The organism is Aquabacterium sp. A7-Y, assembly GCF_026153205.1.
Lineage (GTDB): Bacteria > Pseudomonadota > Gammaproteobacteria > Burkholderiales > Burkholderiaceae_C > Caldimonas.
Genome location: NZ_JAPFBW010000011.1, coordinates 146,030 through 171,513 on the forward strand (window position 1 = coordinate 146,030; position 25,484 = coordinate 171,513).

At 70.3% G+C, this 25,484-nt stretch carries 21 protein-coding genes; 5 read left to right on the forward strand and 16 right to left on the reverse strand.

Features of this window, described 5'->3' with window-relative positions:
• Nucleotides 1-74 precede the first annotated feature (74 nt).
• Nucleotides 75-848, forward strand: coding sequence for a metallophosphoesterase family protein (locus tag OOT46_RS12195; protein ID WP_265403877.1), 774 nt, complete (start codon nucleotides 75-77; stop codon nucleotides 846-848).
• A 214-nt stretch (nucleotides 849-1,062) separates the two neighbouring features.
• On the opposite strand, the gene cysK is transcribed toward OOT46_RS12195, so the two are convergent.
• The 4 genes from cysK to OOT46_RS12215 form a co-directional block, all read right to left on the reverse strand.
• Nucleotides 1,063-1,980: a cysteine synthase A gene (gene cysK / locus OOT46_RS12200; protein WP_265403878.1), complete on the reverse strand. Its 918-nt coding sequence runs from the start codon at nucleotides 1,978-1,980 to the stop codon at nucleotides 1,063-1,065.
• 57 nt (nucleotides 1,981-2,037) lie between these two features.
• Nucleotides 2,038-3,387, reverse strand: coding sequence for a chromate efflux transporter (gene chrA, locus OOT46_RS12205; protein ID WP_265403879.1), 1,350 nt, complete (start codon nucleotides 3,385-3,387; stop codon nucleotides 2,038-2,040).
• Nucleotides 3,387-3,836, reverse strand: coding sequence for a Cd(II)/Pb(II)-responsive transcriptional regulator (cadR, locus tag OOT46_RS12210; RefSeq protein WP_265403880.1), 450 nt, complete (start codon nucleotides 3,834-3,836; stop codon nucleotides 3,387-3,389). Before cadR ends, chrA begins: the two co-directional genes overlap by 1 nt.
• Nucleotides 3,837-3,947: 111 nt before the next feature.
• Nucleotides 3,948-5,096: an ABC transporter substrate-binding protein gene (locus tag OOT46_RS12215; RefSeq protein ID WP_265403881.1), complete on the reverse strand. Its 1,149-nt coding sequence runs from the start codon at nucleotides 5,094-5,096 to the stop codon at nucleotides 3,948-3,950.
• Between the two features lie 435 nt (nucleotides 5,097-5,531).
• Here OOT46_RS12215 and OOT46_RS12220 point away from each other — a divergent pair, with 435 nt between their 5' ends.
• Complete coding sequence (locus OOT46_RS12220; protein WP_265403882.1) at nucleotides 5,532-6,500, forward strand: tripartite tricarboxylate transporter substrate-binding protein; 969 nt, start codon at nucleotides 5,532-5,534, stop codon at nucleotides 6,498-6,500.
• Between the two features lie 22 nt (nucleotides 6,501-6,522).
• On the opposite strand, the gene OOT46_RS12225 is transcribed toward OOT46_RS12220, so the two are convergent.
• The 5 genes from OOT46_RS12225 to OOT46_RS12245 all read right to left on the reverse strand — a co-directional run bounded on the left by OOT46_RS12225 (nucleotide 6,523) and on the right by OOT46_RS12245 (nucleotide 12,332).
• Nucleotides 6,523-7,737: a hypothetical protein gene (locus OOT46_RS12225; RefSeq protein ID WP_265403883.1), complete on the reverse strand. Its 1,215-nt coding sequence runs from the start codon at nucleotides 7,735-7,737 to the stop codon at nucleotides 6,523-6,525.
• A gap of 338 nt (nucleotides 7,738-8,075) precedes the next feature.
• Nucleotides 8,076-8,438: a hypothetical protein gene (locus OOT46_RS12230; protein WP_265403884.1), complete on the reverse strand. Its 363-nt coding sequence runs from the start codon at nucleotides 8,436-8,438 to the stop codon at nucleotides 8,076-8,078.
• On the reverse strand, nucleotides 8,435-10,987 hold the full coding sequence (locus tag OOT46_RS12235) for a cbb3-type cytochrome c oxidase subunit I (RefSeq protein ID WP_265403885.1): 2,553 nt from the start codon (nucleotides 10,985-10,987) through the stop codon (nucleotides 8,435-8,437). The genes OOT46_RS12230 and OOT46_RS12235 overlap by 4 nt, the downstream gene beginning before the upstream one ends.
• On the reverse strand, nucleotides 10,984-11,928 hold the full coding sequence (locus OOT46_RS12240; protein ID WP_265403886.1) for a c-type cytochrome: 945 nt from the start codon (nucleotides 11,926-11,928) through the stop codon (nucleotides 10,984-10,986). Before OOT46_RS12240 ends, OOT46_RS12235 begins: the two co-directional genes overlap by 4 nt.
• Nucleotides 11,925-12,332 carry a c-type cytochrome gene (locus OOT46_RS12245; RefSeq protein ID WP_265403887.1) on the reverse strand — a complete coding sequence of 136 codons (408 nt, stop codon included), beginning with the start codon at nucleotides 12,330-12,332 and terminating at the stop codon, nucleotides 11,925-11,927. The genes OOT46_RS12240 and OOT46_RS12245 overlap by 4 nt, the downstream gene beginning before the upstream one ends.
• Before the next feature lie 67 nt (nucleotides 12,333-12,399).
• On the opposite strand from OOT46_RS12245, the gene OOT46_RS12250 reads away from it, so the two are divergent.
• From OOT46_RS12250 to OOT46_RS12260, 3 genes are all read left to right on the forward strand, one after another.
• Complete coding sequence (locus OOT46_RS12250; RefSeq protein WP_265403888.1) at nucleotides 12,400-13,254, forward strand: c-type cytochrome; 855 nt, start codon at nucleotides 12,400-12,402, stop codon at nucleotides 13,252-13,254.
• Between the two features lie 302 nt (nucleotides 13,255-13,556).
• Entirely contained in the window at nucleotides 13,557-14,972 is a 1,416-nt protein-coding gene (locus tag OOT46_RS12255; protein ID WP_265403889.1) for a sodium:proton antiporter, read from the forward strand.
• Between the two features lie 189 nt (nucleotides 14,973-15,161).
• On the forward strand, nucleotides 15,162-17,708 hold the full coding sequence (locus tag OOT46_RS12260; RefSeq protein ID WP_265403890.1) for a PEP-CTERM sorting domain-containing protein: 2,547 nt from the start codon (nucleotides 15,162-15,164) through the stop codon (nucleotides 17,706-17,708).
• On the opposite strand, the gene OOT46_RS12265 is transcribed toward OOT46_RS12260, so the two are convergent.
• Genes OOT46_RS12265 through OOT46_RS12295 form a run of 7 tightly spaced genes read right to left on the reverse strand, consistent with a single transcriptional unit; the run spans nucleotide 17,684 to nucleotide 25,425 of the window.
• On the reverse strand, nucleotides 17,684-18,466 hold the full coding sequence (locus OOT46_RS12265) for an HAD-IA family hydrolase (protein ID WP_265403891.1): 783 nt from the start codon (nucleotides 18,464-18,466) through the stop codon (nucleotides 17,684-17,686). The genes OOT46_RS12260 and OOT46_RS12265 overlap by 25 nt on opposite strands.
• Nucleotides 18,463-20,529 carry a transketolase gene (gene tkt, locus OOT46_RS12270; protein ID WP_416136183.1) on the reverse strand — a complete coding sequence of 689 codons (2,067 nt, stop codon included), beginning with the start codon at nucleotides 20,527-20,529 and terminating at the stop codon, nucleotides 18,463-18,465. Before tkt ends, OOT46_RS12265 begins: the two co-directional genes overlap by 4 nt.
• Before the next feature lie 19 nt (nucleotides 20,530-20,548).
• On the reverse strand, nucleotides 20,549-21,424 hold the full coding sequence (locus OOT46_RS12275; RefSeq protein ID WP_265403892.1) for a phosphoribulokinase: 876 nt from the start codon (nucleotides 21,422-21,424) through the stop codon (nucleotides 20,549-20,551).
• A gap of 17 nt (nucleotides 21,425-21,441) precedes the next feature.
• On the reverse strand, nucleotides 21,442-22,485 hold the full coding sequence (locus tag OOT46_RS12280; RefSeq protein ID WP_265403893.1) for a class 1 fructose-bisphosphatase: 1,044 nt from the start codon (nucleotides 22,483-22,485) through the stop codon (nucleotides 21,442-21,444).
• Nucleotides 22,482-23,498 carry a CbbX protein gene (gene cbbX, locus OOT46_RS12285; protein ID WP_265403894.1) on the reverse strand — a complete coding sequence of 339 codons (1,017 nt, stop codon included), beginning with the start codon at nucleotides 23,496-23,498 and terminating at the stop codon, nucleotides 22,482-22,484. The genes OOT46_RS12280 and cbbX overlap by 4 nt, the downstream gene beginning before the upstream one ends.
• Before the next feature lie 5 nt (nucleotides 23,499-23,503).
• The gene (locus tag OOT46_RS12290) at nucleotides 23,504-23,944 is read right to left on the reverse strand and encodes a ribulose bisphosphate carboxylase small subunit (RefSeq protein ID WP_265403895.1); all 441 of its coding nucleotides are present in this window, start codon (nucleotides 23,942-23,944) and stop codon (nucleotides 23,504-23,506) included.
• A gap of 14 nt (nucleotides 23,945-23,958) precedes the next feature.
• Complete coding sequence (locus tag OOT46_RS12295; protein WP_265403896.1) at nucleotides 23,959-25,425, reverse strand: form I ribulose bisphosphate carboxylase large subunit; 1,467 nt, start codon at nucleotides 25,423-25,425, stop codon at nucleotides 23,959-23,961.
• Nucleotides 25,426-25,484 lie beyond the last annotated feature (59 nt).

Genomic DNA, 25,484 nt, shown 5'->3' on the forward strand with positions numbered 1-25,484 from the left:
TGCCAACGTTTTGGGATGGCATCGACGAGCAAGCGTCGTGCCCTGCCCGGCCAGACAGCGAGGAAGCCAGTGATATGAAGCAACAAGAAACGATCCGCTTCGCCGTCGTCGGCGACATCCACTGCCACAAGGAGTCCGCGGGCACCCTGCGGGAGTTTTTCAGCCAGGCTTCGGAAACGGCGGACGCGCTGCTGCTCTGCGGCGATCTCACCGATTACGGCCTGGCCGAGGAAGCCCACGTGCTGGTCAACGAACTGGCGGCAGCGGCAGCGGTGCCCATCGTCGCCGTGCTCGGCAACCACGACTTCGAGTCGGGCCGGCCGGACGAGGTCAAGCGCATCCTGAGCGACGCCGGCGTGCGCGTGCTCGACGGCGAAGCCTGCGAGGTGCACGGCGTTGGCATCGCGGGCGCCAAAGGTTTCGCGGGGGGGTATGGACGCGGCGCGCTGGGGCCCTGGGGCGAGGGCATCATCAAGCAGTTCGTCAACGAGGCGATGCAGGAGGCGATGAAGCTGGAGTCCGCCCTCGCCAAGCTGCGCACGCCGCACCGCCTGGCGCTGCTGCACTATGCGCCCATCGTCGCGACCGTCGAAGGCGAGCCGGTCGAGATTTTTCCTTTCCTCGGCACCAGCCGCTTGGAAGACCCGCTGATCCGCTATCCGGTGAACGCCGTCTTCCACGGCCACGCGCACCGGGGCTCACCCGAGGGCCGCACGGTCAACGGCACGCCGGTCTACAACGTCGCGATGCCCTTGCTGCGCCGCAGCTACCCGGACCAGCCGCCGTTCCGCATCTTCGACGTGCCGCGGGAAGCGGCGGCGAAGGCGGCGCCCGCCCTGGCGCCTTGAGCCGGCCGCAGGGGCGGGCTGCCAACGCCGCTCGGCCACGGCGGCCGCCGCCCTGCGCCTGCTGGGCGTTGCGCGAGGCGGTCTTGCCGCCGCGGTCGTGGCCCGCGGAGGCACCGGCACCCGAATCGCGGGCCCTGCCGGTGTCGGGCAGCGGGCCGTCGGCGTCGGAGCGCACCTGGGGCGAGGCAAGGCCGGTGCCCGGCGCCCGCGTCGCTCAGGCGGGCAGGAAACCTTCGACGGTGAGGTAGCGCTCGCCGGTGTCGTAGTTGAAGCCGAGCACCCGCGCGCCGGCTGGCAGCTGGGGCAGCAGCTGGCCGATGGCAGCCAGCGCGGCGCCGGAGGAGATCCCCACCAGCAGGCCTTCCTCGCGTGCGGCGCGGCGCGCCATCTCGCGCGCCGGCTCGGCCTCGACCTGCAGCACACCGTCGAGCAGGCGGGTGTCCAGGTTCTTGGGGATGAAACCCGCGCCTATGCCCTGGATGGGGTGCGGCGCCGGGCTGCCGCCCGAGATCACCGGGGAAGCGCTGGGCTCGACGGCATAGACCTTGAGCTGCGGCCAGGCCTGCTTGAGCACGCGCGCGCAGCCGGTGATGTGGCCGCCGGTGCCGACGCCGGTGACCAGCACGTCGAGGCCCTCGGGGAAATCGCGCAGGATCTCCTGCGCGGTGGTGCGCATGTGCACTTCCACGTTGGCGGGATTCTCGAACTGTTGCGGAATCCAGGCGCCGGGGGTGACCTCGCGCAGTTCCTCGGCGCGGGCGATGGCGCCCTTCATGCCCTTCTCACGCGGGGTCAGCTCGAAGCTCGCGCCGTAGGCCAGCATCAGGCGGCGGCGTTCGATCGACATGCTGTCGGGCATCACCAGCACCAGCTTGTAGCCCTTGACGGCCGCGACCATCGCCAGGCCGATGCCGGTGTTGCCCGAGGTCGGCTCGATAATGGTGCCGCCCGGCCGCAGCGCGCCGGAGCGCTCGGCGTCCTCGATCATGGACAGCGCAATGCGGTCCTTGATCGAGCCGCCGGGGTTGGCGCGCTCGGACTTGATCCAGACCTCGTGGCCGCTGCCGAACAGGCGCTGCACGCGGATATGGGGGGTGTCGCCGATGGTCTGGAGGATGTTGTCGACTTTCATTGCTGTCTCCTGCCGGTCGATGGAGCCGAAATCATGGCATACCGCCGGCCGTTCCTCTCAGGGGCCGACGACACCCGCCAGCGTCAGCCCCAGGCCCAGCGCACCACAGGCGGCCAGCAGCGGCACCACACCGAGCTTGAAGCGGAACAGCGCCACGGCCGCGGCCAGCGCGATCGCTGCCGAGATCGCATCGAAGCGCCCGCCCCGGCCCTCGGGCCAGAGCACGTGGGCCGCGAAAAACAGCGCCAGGTTGAGGATCACGCCGACGACGGCCGCGGTGATCGCCGTCAGCGGAGCGGTGAAGCGCAGCCTGCCGTGGGTGGTTTCGACGAGCGGGCCACCGGCGAAGATGAAGACGAAGGACGGCAGGAAGGTGAAGAAGGTCACCACACCCGCCGCCGTCGCGCCGGCGAGGAACAGTGCCTCCGGCCCGAACACCTGGCGCGCCCAGCCACCGACAAAACCGACGAAAGCCACCACCATGATGAGCGGACCGGGCGTGGTTTCGCCCAGCGCCAGCCCGTCGATCATCTGCGCGCCGGAGAGCCACTGGTGCTGCTCCACCGCCCCCTGGTAGACGTAAGGCAGCACCGCATAGGCGCCGCCGAAGGTCAGCAGCGCGGCCTTCGAGAAGAACCAGCCCATCTGCACCAGCGTGCCCTGCAGGCCCTGCGCGGCGACCAGGGCCGCCATGGCCGCGAGCCACAGCCCCAGCCCCGTGGCCAGCACCGCCACCAGGCGGCGGCGTGAAAAGCGGGCGTGCGCCGGGGTGGGCGTGTGGTCGTCGATCAGCGCGGGGCCGTAGCCCTGGGCTGCGCCGTCGTGCCCGCCGCCCAGGGCGAAGGCGTCCGGTGCCCAGCGGCTCCCGACGTGCCCGAGAACGCCGGCCGCCAGCACGATGGCGGGGAACGGCAGTTCGAACACGGCGATCGCGACAAAAGCCGCCGCCGCGATGCCCCACAGCCAGCGGTGGCGCAGCGCCCGGGTGCCGATGCGGTGGGCCGCATGCAGCACCAGGGCGGTCACCGCCGGCTTGATGCCGTAGAAGACGCCGGCCACCGCCGGCACCTGCCCGAAGGCCAGGTACACCCAGGACAGCGCGATGAGGATCAGCAGCGAGGGCAGCACGAACAAGGCGCCGGCGACGAACCCGCCCAGGCTGCGGTGCATCAGCCAGCCGATGTAGGTGGCGAGCTGCTGTGCCTCCGGCCCGGGCAGCACCATGCAGTAATTGAGCGCGTGCAGGAAACGCCGCTCGCTGACCCAGCGGCGCCGCTCGACCAGTTCGGTGTGCATGATGGCGATCTGGCCGGCGGGCCCGCCAAAGCTGATGAAACCCAGCTTCAGCCAGAACCACCAGGCCTGGCCCAGGGACACCGGGGCCGGCGGCTGAGGCGTCGCCGCCATCAGCGGTGCGAGCCGTGCACGTGGTGATCGCGTGGCAGCTCGCGCCGGTTCTCGCGCGACGCCTCGGTGAGCCGGTGCAGGATGCCGCAATCCTCGGCCGCATGCACCTCCCGGCACAGGGTGCGCAAGGCCTTGAGCTGGCCCTGCAGGGCGCGCAGCTCGGCGATGCGCCGCGCCACGTGGCCGATGTGCTGGTCCAGCAGTTCGTTGACCTGGCCGCAGCTTTCCCCGGGCGCGTCCTTGAAACGCAGCAGCACACGGATCTCGTCCAAGGTCATGTCGAGCGAACGGCAATGGCGGATGAACGCCAGCCGCTCGCCATGCGCCGCGGTGTAGATGCGATAGTTGCCTTCGCTGCGCGCCGGTGCAGGCAGCAGTCCTTCACGTTCGTAGAAGCGGATGGTCTCCGCCGATGTGGCGGTCGCCCGAGCCAGCTCGCCGATCTTCATGACATCGCCCTTTGCGTCGGTCTCTCGGTGGGGGTGAATGCCGCCCGAGTCTACCGCTGCCGTGTGACGCCGGCCCGGGGAAGGCCGCGCCAATCGCCGCGGGCCGCCCTGTCAGTCCACCACCCGGCCGTCGCGGCCGATCAAGGTGAGCTCGACGAAGTGCGAGCCATGGTGCCGCCCCGGCGCGAAGCGCACCGCATAACCGCCCACGTCGACCCGCCCCATGCCGGTCAGCGCCCGCGCCAGGGTCTGCCGCGAGGGCTGGGGACCGGCCTTCCTGAGCGCCTCGACCATCACCTTGGCCGAGATGAAACCTTCCAGGCCGATGTAGTCCGGCTTGAGACGCGGGTCCAGCCGCGCCAGCAGGCGGCGGTAGTCCACCGCCACCTGGGCGCGGCTGCGGAAGGGGTTGGGCGCGGTCTGGCTGACCGAGACGCCGCCGGCCAGCGGCCCCAGCTCCTCCACCAGCTGCTTGATGCCGATGAGGCTGCGGGCGTAGTACTGGGTGCGGCCTTTGCGGACTTCCTCGAACTGACGGATGAAGGCCACCGCGTCGCTGCCCGACGCCCCGAGGATCAGGGCCTGCATGTCGGCCTCGCGCAGCGCGGCAACCGCGGGCGAGGCGTCCTTGGTGGTCGGCTTCATCTTCCCCTCCGCGTGCAGGCGCAGGCCGACATCGGCCAGCATGCGGGTGGTCTCGGCGCGCAGCTCGCGGCCCGAGGGGCTGTCGTAGTACAGCAGGCCGATGCGGGTCAGGCCGATGGTCTTGAGGTGCACGATGATCTTGGCCAGCTCTTCGGAGAAGCTGGCGCGGGTCGTGAACACGTAGGGCGAGTGGCTGGTGTAGAGCTCGTCATAGCCGGTATAGGGCCCGAAGTACGGCACCTTCGCCTGGATCGCGATCGGGATGGTGGCGCGCACCGTGTTGGTCCAGGTGTAGTTGAACAGCGCGTCGACCTTTTCCTCCTCGATCAGCTTGCGCGTGTTCTCCACCGCCCGGTCCACCTTGTACCCGTCGTCCAGCGAGATCAGCCGGATCTTCATGCCGTAGACGCCGCCGTTGCTGTTGACCCAATTCAAATAGGCCAGCGCCCCGTCGCGGTAGGACGTCGCCTGTGCCGCCCAGCTGCCACTGAACGACGCCGACTGTCCGAGCACCACCTCCCGGGTGACACTCGCGCCTGCCGGCATGCTGCCGCCAGGAAGACCCGCAGCCAGCACGCTCATGCACAGCAGCACCTGTCCCAGCCTTTTGCCCATGTCGAACTCCCCGGATGAAAAGAAAAAGGGCTTGCGCCCGAATGGCCCCGGGCCCGGCTGCAGCCAGGGATCAGGTGGTGCTGCCGCTCGAGGCTCGGGCCGGCTTGTCAGCAAGGCCGAACCGTAGAGACAAACACGTTCGAATTTCACTGTTCCTATGCACAGCTGGGCGAATTCGGAGGGGACTGGCCCGGAGGTGTCGGTCAAGCGGCGCCAAAGAGCACACCCAACGAGACTGCACAACTGGCAAGGCTGACAATGACGACAGCCGATGCACCGGGGCACACTGCGCCGGCAGGGAGGGCCGAGATCGGCTTGCACAGGCGGGCATACGAGCTTGCGCGCTGCCCTGCGCCGCCCTCTCGAACAAAGATTGCGCCCCAGACGGGCGGGTGGACCGAGGCCGTACCCCCAGGCGCCCTACTCCACCTCGCCATGCAAAGACGTCGCATCCTGCTTGCCGCCGGCCTCAGCGCCCTCGCCGGCGCCCCCGCTCACTCCAACAACGCCCGGCCGCTGCGCATCGTCGTTCCCTTTGCGCCCGGCGGCTCGGCCGACATCTTTCCCCGCCTCCTCGCGCCCCGGCTCTCCGAGCTGCTGCAACGGCCCGTCGTGGTCGAGAACCGGGCCGGCGCCGGCGGCCGGCTCGGTGCGGAGCTGGTGGCGCGCAGCGCACCCGACGGCAACACCATCGGCGTCGCCACCGTCAGCACCCACGCGATCGGCCCGGCGGTCGCCAAGCGCAGCAACTACGACCCGATCACCGGCTTCGCGCCCATCACCTGCCTGGTGCAAGTGCCCAATGTCCTGGCGGTGCATCCGTCGGTCCCGGCGAAGGACGTGAAGGCATTGATCAAGCTCTCGAGGGATCCGCGCCGGATGCTGAACTACGGCTCGCCGGGGGTCGGATCGCTGGGCCACATGATGGGCGAGCTGTTCAAGCAGGCCACCTCGACCTTCATGGTGCACATCCCCTACAGCGGCGGCGGCCCGGCGCTTCAGGGAGCCATCGCCGGGCAGGTGCAGGTGATCTACGACAACCTGCCCGGCCCGCTGCCCCATATCAAGGCCGGCCGCCTGCGGGCCCTGGCGGTCTCCTGGCCGCAGCGCATCGAGGGCCTGGACGAGGTGCCGACCTTCAAGGAGATCGGCGTGCCGACGCTCAACGACCCGTCGTGGTTCGGGCTGGTGGCGCCCGCCGGGGCGCCGGCCGAGTTCGTCGCCGCGGTGCGTGAGGCGGCCTCGACCGCCTTGGCCACACCCGAGATCCAGTCCCGCATCACCGATCTCGGCGGTATCGCGGTCGGCAACCAGCCGGCCGAGTTCGGCCGCGCCATCCAGTCGGAGTTCCAGAAGTGGCGACGGGTCGCCACCGCCGCCAAGGTGAGCCTGGACACCGTTTGAAAGGCGCCCAGGCCCCTGGGCTTCAATGGCTGCAGCGGGCGAGCGCGTCCTGCAGCGTCAGCTCCAGCAGTTCGCGCTGCGCATTCGAGCCACCCATCTGCCGCCAATGGCCGGACGACTCGTGCAGCAGATCGGCACAGGCGCGCACATCGCCGATGGCGTAGCGGTGGATGGCCGACAGGACCTTGCGGCCGGCGCGATGCACCGCCTCGTTGCCGCCGGCATCGTCATGCTCGGCCACCAACTTCTCGATCAGCAGCGGCTCGCCCACCGCGGCGAAGGACAGCGCCGCGTGCAGGCTGTGGAAGTAGGACGTCGACGAGCCGATGCAACTGGTCCACAGCCGCGACAGCAGGCGCCAGGTGGCATCGAATTCGGAATCGCGCGGATAACGCAGCCGATAACGCCAGAGATAAGCGACCGCGTCCAGGTCTTCCTTCGCGAGGCGGCTGCTCTTCATCGTGCGCAACTGGAAAAACTTCGCTTTCGACTCCGCGACGTCGCCTTTCATCAAATACGCGACGGCGAGGTGCCAGCAAACGTGCATTTTCATCCCGGCATTCGGCATCCACAGGGTTTCCTGGGTGATCAGGAAGTCGATCAGCTCGTCCCACTGTCGACGCTCGTGCAGCACATGGACCGCGGCGTGGATGGCGTAAATATTCTCCGGGTTCAATTCGCAGGCGCGCCGAGCGGCCAGATAGCTTGCCTCGTGCTGACCGACTTCGCACAGCACGAAGGCCTTGATCGCCATATAAAAACTTTCCAGCGGATGGTCGAGGCCGACGACATGGGGTTCGACCCGGTGCAAAGTCTCCATCATGCGGGTCGTGCGGCCGGTCGAGAAATCGAGCATGTGCAGCATGTAAAACGCCAGCACATCGGACGGATATTCCTCCATGTGGGCCAGGAACATGTCGGTGGCCAGGTCATAGTCGAAGCTGCTCCATGCCCGCAGGGCACGCAACACGCTGCGCAGCGGGCGCGAGCGCACCTGCCGCTCGGGCCGGTGCGCGAGGAAAGCGGCGCTGCGCGCGAAATGCTTGTAATTGCAGGATGACAGCAGGTCGAAATGGCCGAATGCTTCCTTCAGGGTGATTTCATCAAAACTCCCGGTGCACACGGCATCCGGCACGTCGGAGAAAGAGAGAAACAGCAGCGAGGCCTCGGGACACAATGCAGATATTCCCTGCCCGCCCGCCGCCGCCGAAACTTCCAAGCCTTCGGGGCGATTCATTATCCAGTCCTTCCACTCAAGCAGAATGAGAAAGCGGCCAAAGCCGCCGATATTCGAATCGGATCAAGCCCTGGCCGCAGCCACGCGAGGCGGCAAATACGGATGAATCCTGCCTGCCGGTTTATCAAAGGGACATTCACCGCGCTCGTTATGAGCGCCAATAATAGGCGCGCTACCGGGCCGTAAAAGCTGTCACTCCTGACGGCGCAGACGTTTTAGGCCTTTGCCCTTAAGTCCCGAAACCGGGAGCAAGTGCAGATTCAGCGGCGCAAGGTTTGGATATTGAGAACCATGTCACACAAGCGGCCCTGTTTTTTTCCCATTTGCGCGGTGCTTGCTCAGGCCCACCGGCAGGGCATCAGCCACAGCAGGGGCATTCCGGTCCAGAGCGTGCCGACGCCTGCGAGCACCGCTGCTCCGAGCCGGACCCCGGGCAACAGCCTCGTGTCCTCGGTCCTCACGCCGCCCCAGGCGCGCCGCAGCAGGACCGCAAGGACTGCCAGCGCAAGCCCCCAGCCCGCCAGCAAGCTCCACTGCAGCAGCGTGTGTCCGAGCCAGCCGGTGGCCCCGCCCCAGCGCGCGTCGCACGCCACCGCCACCGCGGCATAGCTGATGAAAAAGTGCGCGGCCCAGACGCCCAGCGGCAAGGCGCCGGCCCAGACTCCGGCCAACAGCCGGGACCGCGGCAGCCGCCCCCTCATGCCATCCACCCCGCGACCACGTGCGGCAGCACGGCCGCCACCACACCCTGCAGACCGCTGCCCCACCAGAGCAGCTCGATGTTGTCGAAGCTCGCGCGTTGCCTTGGTGTCGACAGGCGTGCCGCGATCCGGGCGCACAGATAACAGGCCATCACGACCTGCAGCGCGACATGAAACCCCTGGTAGCTGAGCAGGGCCGCCACCGTCGCGCCCCACGCCTGCACGCTAGGCGCCAGGCCCGCCTCGGCATGCGCGTCGAGCAACAGCACGAATGCTGCGGCCGTGAGCGCCGCGGCCGCCAGCACCGGCAGGCAACGCCGGCGTGTCAAGGTCGCCCGCCGCCGGCCCCGTCCGGCCCAGCTCAGCAGCGCCCCGCTCAGCACGAAACCCGCCGAGGCCAGCGCCAGCGGAAGCGGCGCCGGCAGCCGCGCCCCCGGCGGCGGGCAGACGTCGCCCCGCATCGCCACATGCACATGCGCAAAGGCGATCGAGGCCAGCACGGTCGCGTCGACCACCAGCAGGATCAGCGTCGCCCACCAGGAATGCGAGCGGAGCCCCCAGGCACCGACCGGCAGCCAGACCCCGTCGGCGACCTCGGCACGCGCAGCGGCCGGCAGGCGGTCGCCCTGCCACAGCCAGGCCAGCACGCCGCCGACGGCCAGCACGCCGAAAGCCAGCGCGGTCGCGACCCACTTGACGGTCAGCAGCAGGAAAAACGCCGCCGTGCCGAAGGCCGCGAGCACCGGCAGCCAGCTGTAGCCCGGCAACACGATGAGGTGTGTCGGTGCTGCGTCGACCGGGTGGGTCACCAGGGTCTCGCGCCGCCCGGTCGCCGTGCCCGGTAGCCAATGGCCGCCCTGCACCACCTCCTCGGGCAGCCCGGGGTGCCGCCACAGCGGATCGCGCGAATCGACCTGCGGGATGCTGCGGGTGCCGTAGGTGTCGGACGGCAGCCACTCCAGGGTCGCCGCCTGCCAGGGGTTGCCGTGCTCCCGGGCCGGCCGGCGCAGGCCACGCAGCAGATCCGCCAGCAGCAGCGCGACGCCCAGCGCGAGCGTCGCGGCACCCAGCGAGGACAGCAGGTTGGGCCACTCCCAACCCAGGCCCGGCGCATAGGTGTAGACCCGCCTCGGCATGCCCAGCAGCCCGGCAATGTGCATCGGGAAAAATGCCAGGTGGAAGCCCCCGAACACCAGCCCGAACACCCAGCGCCCCAGCCGCTCGCTCAAGCCCTGCCCCTTGAGCAGCGGCAGCCAGTAGTACAGCGCCGCGAACACCGGGAACAGCACGCCGCCGATCAGCACGTAGTGCAGGTGGGCGACGATGAAATAGCTGTCGTGCACCTGCCAGTCGAAGGGCAGCACCGCGACCATCACACCAGTGAGGCCGCCCAGCACGAAGGTGAACAAGAAGCCCAGCAGGAACAGCGTCGGTGTGTTCAGGCGCGGCCGGCCGCGCCACCAAGTGGCGATCCAGGCGAACACCTGCATGGCGGTGGGCACCGCCACCGCGAGGCTGGCCGCCGAGACGAAACTCATCGACAGGCTGCCCAGCCCCGCGGTGAACATGTGATGGGCCCACAGCGCAAAGCTGAAAAATCCGGTCGCCAGCAGCGCGGCGACGATGGCGCGTTGCCCGACCAGGGGCGTGCGGGCCAGGGTCGGCACCATGGCCGAGACCATGCCGGCGGCCGGCAGGAAGATGATGTAGACCTCCGGATGGCCGAAAAACCAGAACAGGTGCTGCCACAGCAGCGGATCGCCGCCCCGCTCGGCGACGAAAAAAGGCCAGTCGAAGGCCCGCTCCATCTCCAGCAGCGCGGTGCCGGCGATCACCGCCGGGAAGGCGAACACGATCATCAGCCCGACGATCAGCATCGCCCAGGCATACACCGGCATGCGACCCAGGCTCATGCCGGGGGCCCGCGTCATCAGGATGCCGACGATCAGCTCGACCGCCCCGGCGATCGCCGAGATCTCGATGAAGCCGATGCCCAGCAGCCAGAAGTCGGCGTTCAGTCCGGGTGAATAAACCCGGCTGGTGAGCGGCGGGTACATGAACCACCCGCCGTCCGGCGCCAGCCCGACGAACAGCGTGCAGAAGAAGGCGAGGCCACCGAAGGCATAGGCCCAGTAGGCGTACGCCGACAGGCGCGGAAACGGCAGGTCGCGCGCCCCCAGCATGTTGGGCAGCAGGTAGACCGCGATGGCCTCGACCACCGGTACCGCGAACAGAAACATCATCACGGTGCCGTGCATCGTGAAGACCTGGTTGTAGGTGGTGGCTGACAGCAGCCTCGCCTCCGGCACCGCGAGCTGCGCCCGCATCAGCAGCCCGAGCACGCCGGCCAGCACCAGGAAAAGGAGCGCCGTGCCGATGTAGAGCTTGCCGATGTAGGTATTGTTGACGGCGGTCACCGAACGCCAGCCGCGCGGCAGGCGCCACACCGCCTCCAGCTGCTCCAGTTCGCCGGCCGGGCGCGGCAGCCGGCTGGGCAGCCGCCCGACGGGCCGGTCGGATCCGGACGGCGTGTCTTCTTGTTGTGTCATCGCAGTTCCGCGAGATAGGCCGACAGCGCCTGCAAGGTGGGCGCGTCGAGGTGGCGGAAGGACGCCATGTGGGCGCCGGGCTTGAGCGCCTGCACGCCCGTGATCCAGGCCGCCATCGCGCCCGGGCCCATCTCCAGCACACCGGCGCCGAGCGTGAGCCGGCTGCCGACGTGGGTCAGGTCCGGCCCCCGCCGGCCCCCCTCGCCGTGGCCGCGCACGGTGTGGCAGGCCACGCAGCCCTGCTCCCGGAAAGCCTGTCGGCCGCGCTGCAGCAGCGGGTCCGAGCTCAGGCCGGCCGGCCGCAGCTGCCCCTGGAGCCAGCGTTCATAGTCCGCAGGGGTGTGCACCACCACCCACAAGGCCATGCGTGCATGCTGCTCGCCGCAGTACTCGGCGCACTGCCCGCGGTAGCGGCCCGGCTCGCGCGCGGTGATCACCAGCCGGTTGAGGCGGCCCGGCACCAGGTCCATCTTGCCACCGAGCGACGGCATCCAGACGCTGTGGATCACGTCCGCGGCGGCCAGACCCAGCTGCACCGGGCGCCCGGCGGGCAGGTGCAACTCGTTGGCCAGTGCGATCTCGCGCCCGCTGGCCGGGTCCCGGTAGCGCACCTCCCACCACCACAAGTGGCCCGTGACGCCGACCACCAGCGGATCGCCGTCGGGCGGCAGCTCCAGCCCCCGCGTGCGCCAGGTGCTGTAGATCAGCAAGGCGCTCAGCACCGCGACCGGAAAGGCGATGCCGGCCCCCCCGATCCACCAGGCCGAGGCGACGGCCGGCTTGCCGCGCTGCCGCAGCGCCCAGGCGGCCAGCCCCATCGTCACCAGGAAGACCAACGTCGCGCCGACGATCAGGACCCAGCTCAGCTCCGCCAGCACCTCGGCCTGCAGACTCGCCGGATCCAGCACCGAGCCGCGCACGCCGCCGCTGCCCGCCGTCATCGCAAGGCCAGCAGGTAGGCGGCCATGTCGCGCGCGTCGTCGGCCGACACCCCCAGGTCGGGCATCGCGGTGCCGGGCACGAGGGCCTGGGGATCCTGCAGCCAGTGCTGCAAAGTCGACGGGCCGTTGGGCAGGTGGCCGGCGATATAGCTGCGCCGCCCGAAGGCCTGCAACGGCGGCCCGAGGGTGCCGACCGCCGCCGCGGCTTCCGGGATCCGGTGGCAGCTGCCGCACTGGTACTGCGCCAGCAGGCGCAGGCCGCGCTGCGCGTCGCCTTGCGGCACGGTGGTATAGCGGGCATCGACGCGTTCCGGCTCAGCGCAGCCCGCCAGCACCAGCAGCACGGCGACAGCCAGCGCGCGGGGCACGGTCGGTGGCGGCAGGTTCGAGACGCAGAGGCGCATGGTCCCCGCGGATCAAGAAACGTTCCTGCCCCCGGCGACGCGGCTCACGGTTTGCTTCGCTGCAGCCATGCGCCCTGCCACCGCTCGCCCCACCCGCAAGATCGCCCTCGTCCTGCTGCTCGCGCTGGGCGCCGTCGCCATCACGACCGGCGCGGCCCTGCTCGGCGGCTGGTACGACGTCGCCGCCACCAGCAGCCACACCCGCCCGGTCTACCGGCTGCTGGAGACGGCCATGCGCTACTCGGTGCAGGCGCGCGCCCGCGACATCCCCGTGCCGCCGCTCGACGACGCCACCCTGCTGGCGCGCGGTGCCGCCTGCTACCGCGAGCACTGCCTGCAATGCCACGGCGGTCCGGGCGTAGCGCCGGGACCGATCGGCCTCAGCCTGCAGCCGCTGCCCGGCCCGCTGGTCGATGCCGCGCGGCGCTGGCGGCCGCGCGAGCTCTACTGGATCACCCGTCACGGCATCAAGATGAGCGGCATGCCGGCCTGGCAGTACCGCATGGACGAACGCGAGCTGTGGTCGGTGGTGGCCTTCCTGAACGCCCTGCCCGGCCTGTCGCCGGCGGACTATGCCGGGACCATGACCTCGGCCGCCGCGCAACAGTGCCCCGCGCCGCAGGCCGCGGCGCCGGCGCACGCCGACACCCGGGCTGACGCTGCCGTCCTGTTCAGGCAGTACGCCTGTATCGGCTGCCATGCCATCCCGGGGGTGGTCGGCCCGGACACCCAGGTGGGCCCGCCGCTCGACGGCCTGGCGCAGCGCTCGCTGCTGGCCGGCCGTCTGCCGAACACCACCGAGAACCTGGCGCAGTGGATCCGCTTTCCGCGCCGGATCGACCCGCAGACCGCGATGCCCGAGCTGGGCGTGAGCGAGGCACATGCGCAGCAGATGGCGGCTTATCTCCAGCGCTTGAAGTAACACCGCGCCATACAGCCGCATCGCTCTGACACGATTCGACGTCAAGCTCCAGCGCGTGCTTCGATGTCAAGCCGGAAATGAGGGGAAAAGCCTGAACGCGCCCGAGGAGGCCGACGCGGCGCTCTACCAGGCCAAGGCCGCAGGACGCAACACCTGGCGGCGCCACGGCGTGCCGGAGCCCCAGCCCGCCTGACACCGCATCCGCCGTTCAGGGCGCAGCCAGGGTGGCTTCCTATAATCGCCCGCCATCCACGCGCACCCGGTTGTCGCGCGTGCTTCTGCGTGACCCTGGAGTTGTAGCCATGAGACATCGCGTGCTGGGCCTGCCGGCGCTGGCGGCGGCCGGACTGCTGTGGCCCGGACTGGCCCTCGCCGCCGAGCTCGACGGCAGCCGCCTGGCAGCCTGGTGGGGTCTGCCCTTCGCCGGCATCCTGCTCTCGATCGCGCTGATGCCGCTGCTCGCGCCGGGCTTCTGGCACCACCATTTCGGCAAGGTCTCGGCCGCCTGGGCGCTCGCCTTCCTGCTGCCCTTCGCGCTGGTGTTCGGGCCGGCCACGGCCGCCGCCGGGCTGGTGCACGCGCTGCTGGCCGAGTACCTGCCCTTCATCATCCTGCTCACGGCGCTGTTCACGGTGGCCGGCGGCATCTACGTGCGCGGCAACCTGCACGGCAGCCCGGCGCTCAACGCCGGCCTGATGCTGATCGGCGCCATGCTCGCCAGCGTGATGGGCACGACCGGTGCGTCGATGCTGCTGATCCGCCCGCTGATCCGCGCCAACGACCAGCGCCGCCACGTGGCCCATGTGATGGTGTTTTTCATCTTCATCGTCTCCAACATCGGCGGCTCCCTGACACCGTTGGGCGATCCGCCGCTGTTCCTCGGTTTCCTCAAGGGCGTGGACTTCTTCTGGACCGCGCGTGCCGTGCTGCCCGAGACCCTGTTCCTGGTCGCCGCGCTGCTGGCCCTCTTTTATGTCGTCGACAGCCACTACTTCCGCAAGGAAGGCGCGCCGCGGCCCGACCCGACGCCCGACACGCCGGGCATCGGCATCGAAGGCGGCGTCAACTTCCTGCTGCTGCTCGCGGTGGTCGGCCTGGTGCTGATGAGCGGGGTGTGGAAGGGCGGATCGGCCTTCGAGATCCTTGGCACGCCGGTCGGTCTGCCGCAGATCGTGCGCGACGGCGCCCTGGTCGGCATCACGCTGCTGTCGCTGCTGCTGACGCCGCGTGCCGCGCGCGAGCAGAACCAGTTCAGCTGGGGTCCGATGGCCGAGGTCGCGAAACTTTTCGCCGGCATCTTCCTGACCATCATCCCGGTGCTGGCGATGCTCAAAGCCGGGATGGACGGCGCCTTCGCGCCGGTCGTGCGCCTGGTCACCAGCCCCGAGGGCCAGCCCATCCCCGGCATGTACTTCTGGATCACCGGCGCCCTCTCGTCCTTCCTCGACAACGCCCCGACCTACCTGGTGTTCTTCAACCTGGCCGGCGGCGACCCGCAAGTCCTGATGACGACCCTGGCGCCGGTGCTGGCCGCCATCTCGGCCGGCGCGGTGTTCATGGGCGCCAACACCTACATCGGCAACGCCCCCAACCTGATGGTCAAGGCCATCGTCGAGGAGCGCGGCATCGTCATGCCCAGCTTCTTCGGCTACATGGCGTGGTCGGGCGCCATCCTGCTGCCGCTGTTCGCCATCGTCGGCTTCATCTGGATGCGTTGAGGCCGCAACGGCCTCCACCTGATCACGGGGGGCCACAGGGGTAGCGCGCAGGCTCCCGGCACCCGGCAGCCCTATATTGGATTCGCACCTGCCCGGCCCCTGCTGAGGGCGCCGGTCAGGCGAGCCCGGATCGCTCCGGTCACCCCGGTCGCTGCGGCGCGAGCGCCGCCCATCTGCACAGGAGGCAGTATGCGGCCCATCCCCTCTCTCACTCCCCGTGTCCCGTTTGCCTGGCGCAAGGTCGCCCTGGCGGCTGCGCAACTGGCCCTGGGTCTCGGTCCCGCCGTCGCCGCGGACACCACCTGGACCGGCGCCGCGCCCACGCCCTTCTGGGACCTCGGCGCCAACTGGTCGGCCGGCCCGCCGGCCGCCGACAGCACCCGCGCGCTGCTCGGCCGTTTCGACACCACGCTGCGCAGCGGCGCCTTCCGCGCCCACAGCGTGCTGGGCGACGGCACCCTGTCGATCAGCGGCGGCTCGCTGCGCCTGCAGGCCGACGGCTCCTCGGTGGGCGCGCTGAACTTCAGCGCCGGCCGCCTCTACGGGCCCGGCGCCCTCGCCACCCGGACACTGCAGTGGAGCGGCGGCTCGCTGTACTCGATCGACGGCTCCGCGTCGCCGCGGCTCACGGTGCTCGGTGCGGCGCACCTCAGCGGCACCATCGACCTCGGCAACGACGGCGACCTGAAACTGCTGGGCGAGACGCTGTGGACCGGTTCGTACATCGGCGGCAACACGGTCTTCCGCATCCCGCGCGGAGGCCGCTTCCTGGACCGGGCGGCCAGCGGCGACCACAACATCGGGGTGACCATCGGGGTGAGCAACGAGGGCGACTACGAAAAGACCGGCTCCTACACCACCACCATCGCCCCGGACTGGGGCAGCCTGGAGAACAGCGGCCGCTTCGCGGTGCGCGAGGGCCGCGTCGCGGTGCAAGGCAACGCCGGCTCCATCTGGTCCAACAGCGGCAGCTTCATCGTGGCGGGTGGCTCGGTGGACGTCACCACCTATCGCGGCTCGCACTCGAACAGCGGACGCATCGAGATCCTCGACGGCGAGATGCGCTTCAACCGTTTCCGTACCCTCTTCAACAGCACCGGCGACTGGATCGTCGGCGCTGCCGGCCGGATGATCCAGGTGGGCAGCGTGGGCGACTGGCTGAACGAGCCGATGGAGATCAGCGCCGGCCGACTGCACAACGACGGCCTGGTGCGCTGGTCGGAGGACATCGTCTCGGTCTCCGCGGCCGCGCGGCTGAGCGGGCGGGGACGTTATGAGGTGCTGGGCGGCAGCCAACTGAGCGTGGACGGCGCCCTGGATATCGGCACCCTGCGTATCGCCGACCCCTTCGCCGTGATGGAGCTCGGCAGCCTGATCGGCTACGCCCAGAGCGAAGTCCGGGTGGCCGGCCGCCTCGACCTGGACCGGCTCGAATGGGCCGATGGCCGGCTCGTGGCTGGCGGGCCGGTGACGGTCGCAGGCGCCGTGGTGCTGAGCGAGAACCTCGAGTACTCGCTGCGTTCGCCGCCCGACCCGCCCGGCAAGAAGATGGACCAGGCCTTCCACTTCCGCGGCGGGGTCGACTGGGACGGCCAGTCCGACCTCTACGGGGCGGGCAGCATCCGGGTCGACGCCGGCACGGTGTTCCAGGACCGCAACAGAGCCGGCACCGCGAGCGGGTCCGGCGAGCCGCGCCCGACCCGGGTCGCGGTCGAGAGTTTCCACAACGCCGGCACCTACCTCAAGACCGGGGCCGGCCACACCGTGGTGGCGAGCCGCTTCGACAACAGCGGCAGCGTGCGCAACGTCGGTGCCGGTACGCTGACCTTCACAGGCGCGTTCGACAACCGCGGCAGCGTCGAGGCGGACGGGGCCCGGGTGGTTGTCTTCGGACCGCTGGCGCAGCATGCCACGCCGGGCTTGCTGAGCGACGGGCGCTGGGTGATGCGCGACGGCCGGGTGGTGCTGAACCTCGGCAGCGAGTCGGGCGGCCTGGGGCCGGTGCTGATCCACTCCAATGCCGCGGACGTGCTGCTCGACGGCCCGCGAGCCCGCCTCGCCACCACCTGGGCCGGCGACGACATCGATGCCTTGAGCGGCCTGCGCTTCAACACCGGGCGGCTGGTCCTGCAGGGCGGCGCGACCCTCGTGCACGACCAGCAGCTGGACAACGACGGCTGGATCGAGGTCGGCGCAGGCAGCCTGCTGAGCACCCGCTTCTACACGCAGGGCCAGCTGGACGAGCCGGGCGCGTGGACGATCGCGACCTGGCTGGGCGGCACGCTGCGCGCCCGTGAAGTGAGCTTCCGGATCGGCAGCTTCGGCGCCGGCCTGGGCGATGCGATCGGCAACGCCCAGGTGCTGAGCGACACGGTGCACTTCATCGGCGCGCGCTTCGATCTCGACATCGCGAGCCTCACGTCCTTCGACCTCGTGGCCGCCTCCGGCAAGGCGGTCCTCGGCGGCACCCTGGACCTCGACGTGCTCGGCGCCGTGCCCGAGCTCGGCGTCTACCGCTTCCTCACCGCGGCCGGTGGCATCGAGGGGCGTTTCGAGGACATCGCCAGCGAGCTCGACCGCTCGCTCTACGCCGTGGCGCTGGTCTATGGCGACACCTATGTCGACCTGCGCCTCTCCCCCGCGCCCGAGCCGTCGAGCTGGGCCTTGATGGGGCTGGGCCTGGCCGCGCTCGTGGCCGGTTCAAGACGGGCTCAGCAGCGTCGCGCGGGCGCTTGAGCCGCACCGCCCGTGATCGCCGGCCCGCGCTGCAGCCAGCCACGCAGCCGGTCCAGCGACACCGGCTGCGGCGTGCACAGGTCCTCGCAGACCGCCAGCGCGCCGTCGAAGGGCTGTCGCGCGAAATAGGCGCTGCGCGTCACCACGGTCGCGATGCCGGCGCCGCGCGCGGCGGCCAGGCCATTGGGCGAGTCCTCGATGGCAATCGCCTCGTGGGCGGCACAGCCCAGCTGCTGCAAGGCCAGCAGGTAGGCCTGCGGATGCGGTTTCTTGGCCGGCGCGTCCTCCGCGCAGACCACCGCCGCGAAGCGCTGCCGCCAGTCCGCGCCGAGGCCGTGGCGCAGCAAGGCCTCGACATTGGCGCGGCTGGTGGTGGTGGCGATCGCCTGGGCCACGCCTTCCGCGCAGCCGGCCTCGATCAGCTCGCGCACGCCGGGGCGCAGCGCGATGCCGCGGCTCTCCAGCAGCGTGGCATAGATGGCATTCTTGCGGCGGTGCAGCTCGGCGGCCAGCCGCTCGCGCTCGCCTGCGTCGGCGGGCAGGCCCGGCCGCGACGCGAAGTCGTGCAGCAGCCGTTCGCGCCCGCCCGTCACCTGCAACAGCCGGCCATAGGTCACGCTGTCCCAGCGCCACGGCAGCCCGAACTCCTTGAAGGCCAGGTTGAAGGCGACCCGGTGCCCGTCGCGCTCGGTCTCGGCCAGGGTGCCGTCCACGTCCCACACCAGCGCGCGCAGGCCGGGGCTTGCCGCGCGGCTCACGGCAATGCCGCCACGCTGCCGGCGGCGGCCTGACCCAGCTGGCGCAGGACCATCTGGACCAGCCGCCGGGGCGTCAGCCCGAAGTGCTGCCACAAGGCCTCGGCCGGCGCCGATTCCCCGAAGCGGTCCAGGCCGATCGCGTCCACGCAACCATACTGCCCCCACCAGCGCGTCACGCCGGCCTCGACCCCGAAACGCGGCAGCCCGGCCGGCAGCACGCGGGCGCGGTAGGCCGCGTCCTGGCGGTCGAACACGGTGGACGACGGCAGCGACACCACCCGCACCGACACGCCCTGGTCGTCCAGCAGCGCCTGCGCCCGCATCGCCAGCCCCACTTCGGAGCCGCTGGCGATCAGCACGGCGCGCGGCTCGTGGCGGTCGCTCAGCACATAGCCGCCGCGAGCGATGTCGGGCAGCACCGCGGCCTCGCGCAGCTGTGCCGGCAGCGCCTGGCGCGACAGCAGCAAGGCGCTGGGCCGGGTGCGGTGCCGCAGCGCCTGGCCCCAGGCTACCGCGGTTTCGGCCGCATCGCAGGGGCGCCAGACGTCGAGGTCCGGAATCAGGCGCAGGCTGGCCGCGTGTTCGATCGGCTGGTGGGTCGGGCCGTCCTCGCCCAGGCCGATGGAGTCGTGCGTGAAGACATGGATCACGCGCTGCTGCATCAGCGCCGCCATGCGGATCGCATTGCGCGAGTAATCGCTGAAGGTCAGGAAGGTGCCGCCGTAGGGAATGAAACCGCCATGCAGCGCGATGCCGTTCATGATGGCCGCCATGCCGAACTCACGCACCCCGTAGTTGACGTGCCGGCCGCCCGGCGAGCCGCCCCGCACTGCACCGCAGCCCGGGAAGTCGGTCAGATTGGAGCCGGTCAGGTCGGCCGAGCCGCCCAGCAGCTCCGGCAGCGCCGGCCCCAGCCGGGCCAGCACCTGCTGCGAGGCCTTGCGCGTCGCGACGGCCTGGTCCTCGGCGGCGGCCTGCGCCAGCACCTCGTCCAGCAGCGCCTCGGCCCCGGCCGGCAGCTCGCCGCGCCAGCGGCGCTCCAGCTCGGCGGCCAGGGTCGGGTGCGCCGCCTGGTAGGCATCCCAGCGCCGCTGCCAGTCGCGCCTGAGCATCGCGCCGCGCTCGCGCGTGTCCCAGGCGGCGTAGACCTCGGGCGGGATCTCGAAGGGCGCATGCGGCCAGCCCATGGCCTGGCGCGTCAGCCCGACCTCCTCGGCGCCCAGCGGCTCGCCATGGGCGCGGGCACTGCCGGCGCGGTTGGGCGAGCCATGGCCGATGCGGGTGCGGCAGACGATCAGGGTCGGTGCCGATCGCTGCGCCGCGGCCGCGCGCAGCGCGGCGTCCACCGCCTCGACGTCGTGGCCGTCCAGCGGGCCGAGCACCTGCCAGCCGTAGGCGCGGAAGCGGGCCGGCGTGTCGTCGGGGAACCAGGGCGCCACCGGGCCGTCGATCGAGATGCCGTTGTCGTCGTACAGCACCACCAGCTTGTGCAGCTTCCAGGCCGCCGCGAGCGAACAGGCCTCGTGGCTGATGCCCTCCATCAGGCAGCCGTCACCGGCGAAGACATAGGTGCGGTGGTCGACCACCCGGTGGCCGTCGCGGTTGAACTCGTCGGCGAGCAGCTTCTCGGCCAGCGCCATGCCGACCGCGTTGGCCAGGCCCTGCCCCAGCGGGCCGGTGGTGGTTTCGACGCCCGGCGTGAGGCCGGCCTCGGGGTGTCCCGGCGTGCGGCTGTGCAGCTGGCGGAAGCGCTGGATTTCGCCCATCGGCAGCGCGTATCCGCTCAGGTGCAGCAGCGCATACAGCAGCATCGAGGCGTGGCCGTTGGAGAGCACGAAGCGGTCGCGCTCGGGCCAGTCCGGCCCGGCCGGGTCGTGGCGCAGGTGCCGGCCCCACAGGGCCACCGCCATCTCGGCCATGCCCATCGGCGCGCCGGGGTGGCCCGAGTTGGCCTGCTGCACCGCGTCCATCGCCAGCGCCCGCAGGGCGGCGGCCATCAGGGCGCTGGTCGTACCGGCCCGAGCGTCCCGCCCGTCGGGGCTTCTGGAGTTGCTGTGGCTCATCGATCAATCCTCCTCAAGGTCAGGCGTGCTGGACGCGGCCGATCTCCACCAGGCGCAGGATCATCGGCGTGAGGATCAGCTGCATCGCGAGGTCCATGCGGCCGCCCGGCACGACGATGGTGTTGGCGCGCGACATGAAGGAGTCGCCGATCATCGACAGCAGGTAGGGAAAGTCGATACCCCGCGGGTTGCGGAAGCGGATCACCGTCATGCTCTCTCCGGCCGTGGGGATATCGCGCGCGATGAAGGGGTTGGAGGTGTCCACCACCGGCACGCGCTGGAAGTTGATGTCGGTCTCGGCGAACTGCGGGCAGATGTAGTGCACGTAGTCGTGCATGCGGCGCAGGATGGTGTCGGCCACCGCCTCGGTCGAGTAGCCGCGGTCGCGCGTGTCGCGGTGGATCTTCTGGATCCATTCCAGGTTGATGATGGGCACCACGCCGATCTTCAGGTCGACGTGGCGGGCGATGTCGACCGCGGTCGTGCGCACGCAGCCGTGCAGTCCCTCGTAGAACAGCAGGTCCGTGTCCACCGGCGTGTCCTGCCAGGGCGTGAAGGTGCCGGGCTCCTGGCCCCAGGACGCCGCCTCCTCGGCGTTGTGCAGGTAGTGGCGCGTGCGGCAGCGGCCGGCCTCGCCGTAGGTGCGGAACTGCGCCTCCAGGCTGGCCCACTCGTTGGCATCCGGGCCGAAGTGGCTCATCGGCCGGCCCTCCCGGTCGGCCCGCTCGACCTCGGCCTTCATCTCCACCCGGGTGTGGCGGTGGAAGGCATCGCCCTCGATCACCGCGGCGCGTATGCCTTCGCGCCGGAAGATGTTGTCGAAGGTGCGCTTGACCGTGCTGGTGCCGGCGCCGCTGGAGCCGGTAACGGCGATGACGGGGTGTTTTCTGGACATGGTGTGGGCCTGCGGCTTCAGGCATGGGGCTGGACGAACAGCGAGCGGTGGTTGAACAGCGGCCACCAGACGTTTTCATTGGGATCGGCGTGGTAGCGCACGATGCGCTCCACTTCCTCGCGCGAGCCCAGGATCACCGGCACCCGCTGGTGCAGGGTGTCGGGCACCACCTCCAGCAGCGGGCTGCTGCCGTTGACCGCCAGCGCCCCGGCCTGCTGCATCAGGAAGGCCATCGGTGCGGCCTCGTAGAGCAGGCGCAGCCGGCCCGGGCGTTGCGGCTGGCGGCAGTCGCGCGGGTACAGGAACACGCCGCCGCGGGTGAAGATGCGGTGCACCTCGGCGACCAGGCTCGCGATCCAGCGCATGTTGAAGTCGCGGCCGCGCGGGCCGCTCTCGCCCGCGACGCACTCGGCCACGTAACGCTGCACGGGCTTGTCCCAGAAGCGCTGGTTGGAGGCGTTGATCGCGAACTCCGAGCTCACCGGCTTCACCGTGACGCCCTCGCGGGTGAGCAGCCAGCGGCCGCTTTCCGGGTCCAGCGTGAACAGGCTCACGCCCTGCCCCAGGCTCAGCACCAGCACCGTCGAGGGTCCGTACAGCACATAACCCGCGGCCCGCTGGCGCAGCCCGGGCTGCAGGAAGGCCGCGGTGCTCGGCGGCGCCGAGCGCAGCGGATGGGACAGCACCGAAAAGATGCTGCCGACGCCGACATTGGCCTCGATGTTGGACGAACCGTCGAGCGGGTCGTAGACCACCAGGTACTCGCCCTGGCGCGCGTGCCAGGGCGAGGCGACCGGCTCGGCCTGCTCCTCGCTGACCCAGCCGGCCACCGCCGGGCAGGCCGCCAGCGCCGAGGCCAGTTGCCCGTCCGCATAGAGGTCGAGGCCGGTCTGCGACTCGCCACTCGCGTTGCCGCTGCCGGTGGCCTGGTGCAGGCTGTCGAGCGCGCCGCGGCGCGCTGCGGCCGCGATGTCGGCGCAGCCCCGCGCGACGGCACGTACCGCCGCCGCCAGCGCGGGTGGATGGGGCACCAGCCAGACGTCGAGATCGGGTCGGCTCATGGCGTCTCCTCGGTGGGGGCGAGATCGCTCGGGGGCTCGGTGCCGAACACGCGGCTCGCCAGGATGTCCTCGGCCGCCACCGTGCTCAACTCCTCGCGGGTGTAGGCGCGCTCCGCATCGGCGAACAGCCGGCTGGCCTGGCGCAGCCTGGCGCGCTCCAGCGCGTTGCGCACGCTGCGCGCATTGGCGAAGTGCGGCTGGACGATGCGGCGTTCCAGGTAGCGCGCGAACGCTGCTTCGGCCGCCGGCCCGAAGCGGTAGTCCTGCTCGGCCAGCAGCTTGCCGGCGATGGACAGCAGTTCGGACGGGCTGTAGTCGGGAAAGTCCAGGTGGTGCGCGATGCGCGAGGACATGCCCGGGTTGCTGCGGAAAAACCGCTCCATGCGGTCCTTGTAGCCGGCCAGGATCACGACCAGGTCGTCGCGCTGGTTCTCCATCACCTGCAGCAGGATCTCGATGGCCTCCTGGCCGTAGTCGCGTTCGTTCTCGGGCCGGTAGAGGTAGTAGGCCTCGTCGATGAAAAGCACGCCGCCCATGGCCTTCTTGAGCACCTCGCGCGTCTTGGGCGCGGTGTGGCCGATGTACTGGCCCACCAGGTCGTCGCGGGTCACGGCCACCAGGTGGCCTTTGCGAACGTAGCCGAGCCGGTGCAGGATCTCGGCCATGCGCATCGCGACCGTGGTCTTGCCGGTGCCGGGGTTGCCGGTGAAGCTCATGTGCAGCGAGGGCGCGGCCGCGCTCAGGTCCTGCGCGCGGCGCAAGCGGTCGATCACGAGCAGCGCCGCCATGTCGCGGATGCGCTGCTTGACCGGCGCCAGGCCGACCAGGTCGCGGTCCAGCTCTTGCAGGACCGGCTCGATGCGGGCCTGCTCCAGCACCTCCGCCACGGTGCGCGGCCCGGCGGCCGGCGGCGCCTCGGCCGCCGCGGCCGAAGCCGGACCGCCGGTGGCGCCGGGGATCAGGTAGAGCGGCTGCGATCCGGCAGCCGGGGTGGAGTGGGGAGCGGCCGGCATGGCGCTCACTCCCCGTAGCGCCGGCCTTCCGGCGCGTTCGCGGCATAGGCCCGGCTGCTGTAGCGCACGGTGCGGCCCTCGGCCTCCTGGCGCTCCAGCAGGAAGCCGGGCTCCTCGGCGGGACGGTTGACGATGAAACTCATCGCCACGCTCTCCACGCCGCGCGTCGCGTCGAAGGCCTGCAGCCGGATGTAGTGGCGCGGAAAGGACTGGCGGCAGGACCGCAGCTCCATCAGCACGCCGGCGGCGTCCTTCAGGTCGAACATCGGGTGGCCGAACATCTCCCAGTAGGTGTTGCGCGGGTGCGGGTCGTCGGTGTACTCGACGCTCCAGGCATAACCCTTGGCGAGTCCGTACTCGACCTGCAGCGCGATCTCCGCGTCGCTCAGGTCGGGCAGGAAGCTGAACTGGCCCTGGGTGAGCCGGCCGGTGGGGTTTGTCAACATCGCGGGCTCCTTGTTCAGATCAGGCTGGGGGTGACGGCGTAGTCGGAGGTGTCGGTGGGCGTGTAGTCGAAGCGCACCTCGCCCCAGGTGTCGAGCGCCTGCTTCAGCGGCAGGCAGCCGGCGGCGGCCTCGCGCAGGATGGTCGGGCCCTCCTCGAGCAGGTGGCGCCCTTCGTTGCGCGCCTTGACCATCACCTCCAGCGCGACCCGGTTGGCCAGCGCGCCGGCCTGGATGCCCTGCGGGTGGCCGATCGTGCCGCCGCCGAACTGCAGCACCACGTCGTCGCCGAACAGCTCCAGCAGCTGGTGCATCTGGCCGGCGTGGATGCCGCCCGAGGCCACTGGCATCACTTTCTTCAGGTCGGCCCAGTCCTGGTCGAAGTGCAGGCCGCGCGGCAGGTCGCGGCGCGTGACGCTGTCGCGGCAGACGTTGTAGTAGCCCTGCACCGTCATCGGGTCGCCTTCGAGCTTGCCGACCGCGGTGCCGGCGTGCAGGTGATCGCAGCCGGCCAGGCGCAGCCACTTGGCCATCACGCGGAAGCTGACGCCGTGGTTCTTCTGCCGCGTGTAGGTGCCGTGGCCGGCGCGGTGCATGTGCAGGATCATGTCGTTGCGCCGGGCCCAGTTCGCCATCGACTGGATCGCGGTCCAGCCGATCACCAGGTCGACCATCACGATCACCGAGCCCAGCTCCTTGGCGAACTCGGCGCGTTCGTACATCTCCTCCATCGTCGCCGCCGTCACGTTGAGGTAGCTGCCCTTGACCTCGCCGGTCGCGGCGCTGGCCTTGTTGACGGCGTCCATCACATAGAGATAACGGTCGCGCCAGTGCATGAAGGGTTGCGAGTTGATGTTCTCGTCGTCCTTCATGAAGTCCAGCCCGCCCTTCAGGCCCTCGTAGACCACCCGGCCGTAGTTGCGCCCCGACAGACCCAGCTTGGGTTTGGTGGTCGCGCCCAGCAACGGGCGACCGAACTTGTCGAGCCGCTCGCGCTCGACGATCAGGCCGGTGGGCGGTCCCTTGAAGGTCTTGACATAGGCCACCGGGATGCGGATGTCCTCCAGCCGCACCGCCTTCAGCGGCTTGAAGCTGAAGACGTTGCCGATCAGGCTGGCGGTCATGTTGGCGATCGAGCCTTCCTCGAAGAGGATGAGGTCATAGGCCACCCACGCAAAAAACTGCCCCGGCGTGCCCGGCACCGGTTCGACCTGGTAGGCCTTGGCCCGGTAGTTGTCGCAGGCGGTCAGGCGGTCGGTCCAGACCACCGTCCAGGTCGCGGTGCTGGATTCGCCGGCCACTGCAGCGGCGGCCTCGACCGGGTCCACGCCCTCCTGCGGTGTGATGCGGAAGAGGCACAGCACGTCGGTGTCGCGCGGTGCGTAGTCGGGCATCCAGTAGCCCATTTGTCGGTACTTCAGGACGCCGGCGCTGTAGCGTTTGCGGGCGTCGGTGATCTGGCCTTCCTCAACCGGTCGGTTCACGGTGCGCTCCTGTCACTGGTCGTTGATACGAGGTGTTGAAGCGACTCTAGGGAGGCCGA

Bases quoted from the DNA above. Each gene is read 5' to 3' on its own strand.
- OOT46_RS12195 (WP_265403877.1), top strand. From the start codon at position 75: ATGAAGCAACAAGAAACGATCCGCTTCGCCGTCGTCGGCGACATCCAC.
- cysK (WP_265403878.1), bottom strand. From the start codon at position 1,980: ATGAAAGTCGACAACATCCTCCAGACCATCGGCGACACCCCCCATATC.
- chrA (WP_265403879.1), bottom strand. From the start codon at position 3,387: ATGGCGGCGACGCCTCAGCCGCCGGCCCCGGTGTCCCTGGGCCAGGCC.
- cadR (WP_265403880.1), bottom strand. From the start codon at position 3,836: ATGAAGATCGGCGAGCTGGCTCGGGCGACCGCCACATCGGCGGAGACC.
- OOT46_RS12215 (WP_265403881.1), bottom strand. From the start codon at position 5,096: ATGGGCAAAAGGCTGGGACAGGTGCTGCTGTGCATGAGCGTGCTGGCT.
- OOT46_RS12220 (WP_265403882.1), top strand. From the start codon at position 5,532: ATGCAAAGACGTCGCATCCTGCTTGCCGCCGGCCTCAGCGCCCTCGCC.
- OOT46_RS12225 (WP_265403883.1), bottom strand. From the start codon at position 7,737: ATGAATCGCCCCGAAGGCTTGGAAGTTTCGGCGGCGGCGGGCGGGCAG.
- OOT46_RS12230 (WP_265403884.1), bottom strand. From the start codon at position 8,438: ATGAGGGGGCGGCTGCCGCGGTCCCGGCTGTTGGCCGGAGTCTGGGCC.
- OOT46_RS12235 (WP_265403885.1), bottom strand. From the start codon at position 10,987: ATGACACAACAAGAAGACACGCCGTCCGGATCCGACCGGCCCGTCGGG.
- OOT46_RS12240 (WP_265403886.1), bottom strand. From the start codon at position 11,928: ATGACGGCGGGCAGCGGCGGCGTGCGCGGCTCGGTGCTGGATCCGGCG.
- OOT46_RS12245 (WP_265403887.1), bottom strand. From the start codon at position 12,332: ATGCGCCTCTGCGTCTCGAACCTGCCGCCACCGACCGTGCCCCGCGCG.
- OOT46_RS12250 (WP_265403888.1), top strand. From the start codon at position 12,400: ATGCGCCCTGCCACCGCTCGCCCCACCCGCAAGATCGCCCTCGTCCTG.
- OOT46_RS12255 (WP_265403889.1), top strand. From the start codon at position 13,557: ATGAGACATCGCGTGCTGGGCCTGCCGGCGCTGGCGGCGGCCGGACTG.
- OOT46_RS12260 (WP_265403890.1), top strand. From the start codon at position 15,162: ATGCGGCCCATCCCCTCTCTCACTCCCCGTGTCCCGTTTGCCTGGCGC.
- tkt (WP_416136183.1), bottom strand. From the start codon at position 20,529: ATGAGCCACAGCAACTCCAGAAGCCCCGACGGGCGGGACGCTCGGGCC.
- OOT46_RS12275 (WP_265403892.1), bottom strand. From the start codon at position 21,424: ATGTCCAGAAAACACCCCGTCATCGCCGTTACCGGCTCCAGCGGCGCC.
- OOT46_RS12280 (WP_265403893.1), bottom strand. From the start codon at position 22,485: ATGAGCCGACCCGATCTCGACGTCTGGCTGGTGCCCCATCCACCCGCG.
- cbbX (WP_265403894.1), bottom strand. From the start codon at position 23,498: ATGCCGGCCGCTCCCCACTCCACCCCGGCTGCCGGATCGCAGCCGCTC.
- OOT46_RS12290 (WP_265403895.1), bottom strand. From the start codon at position 23,944: ATGTTGACAAACCCCACCGGCCGGCTCACCCAGGGCCAGTTCAGCTTC.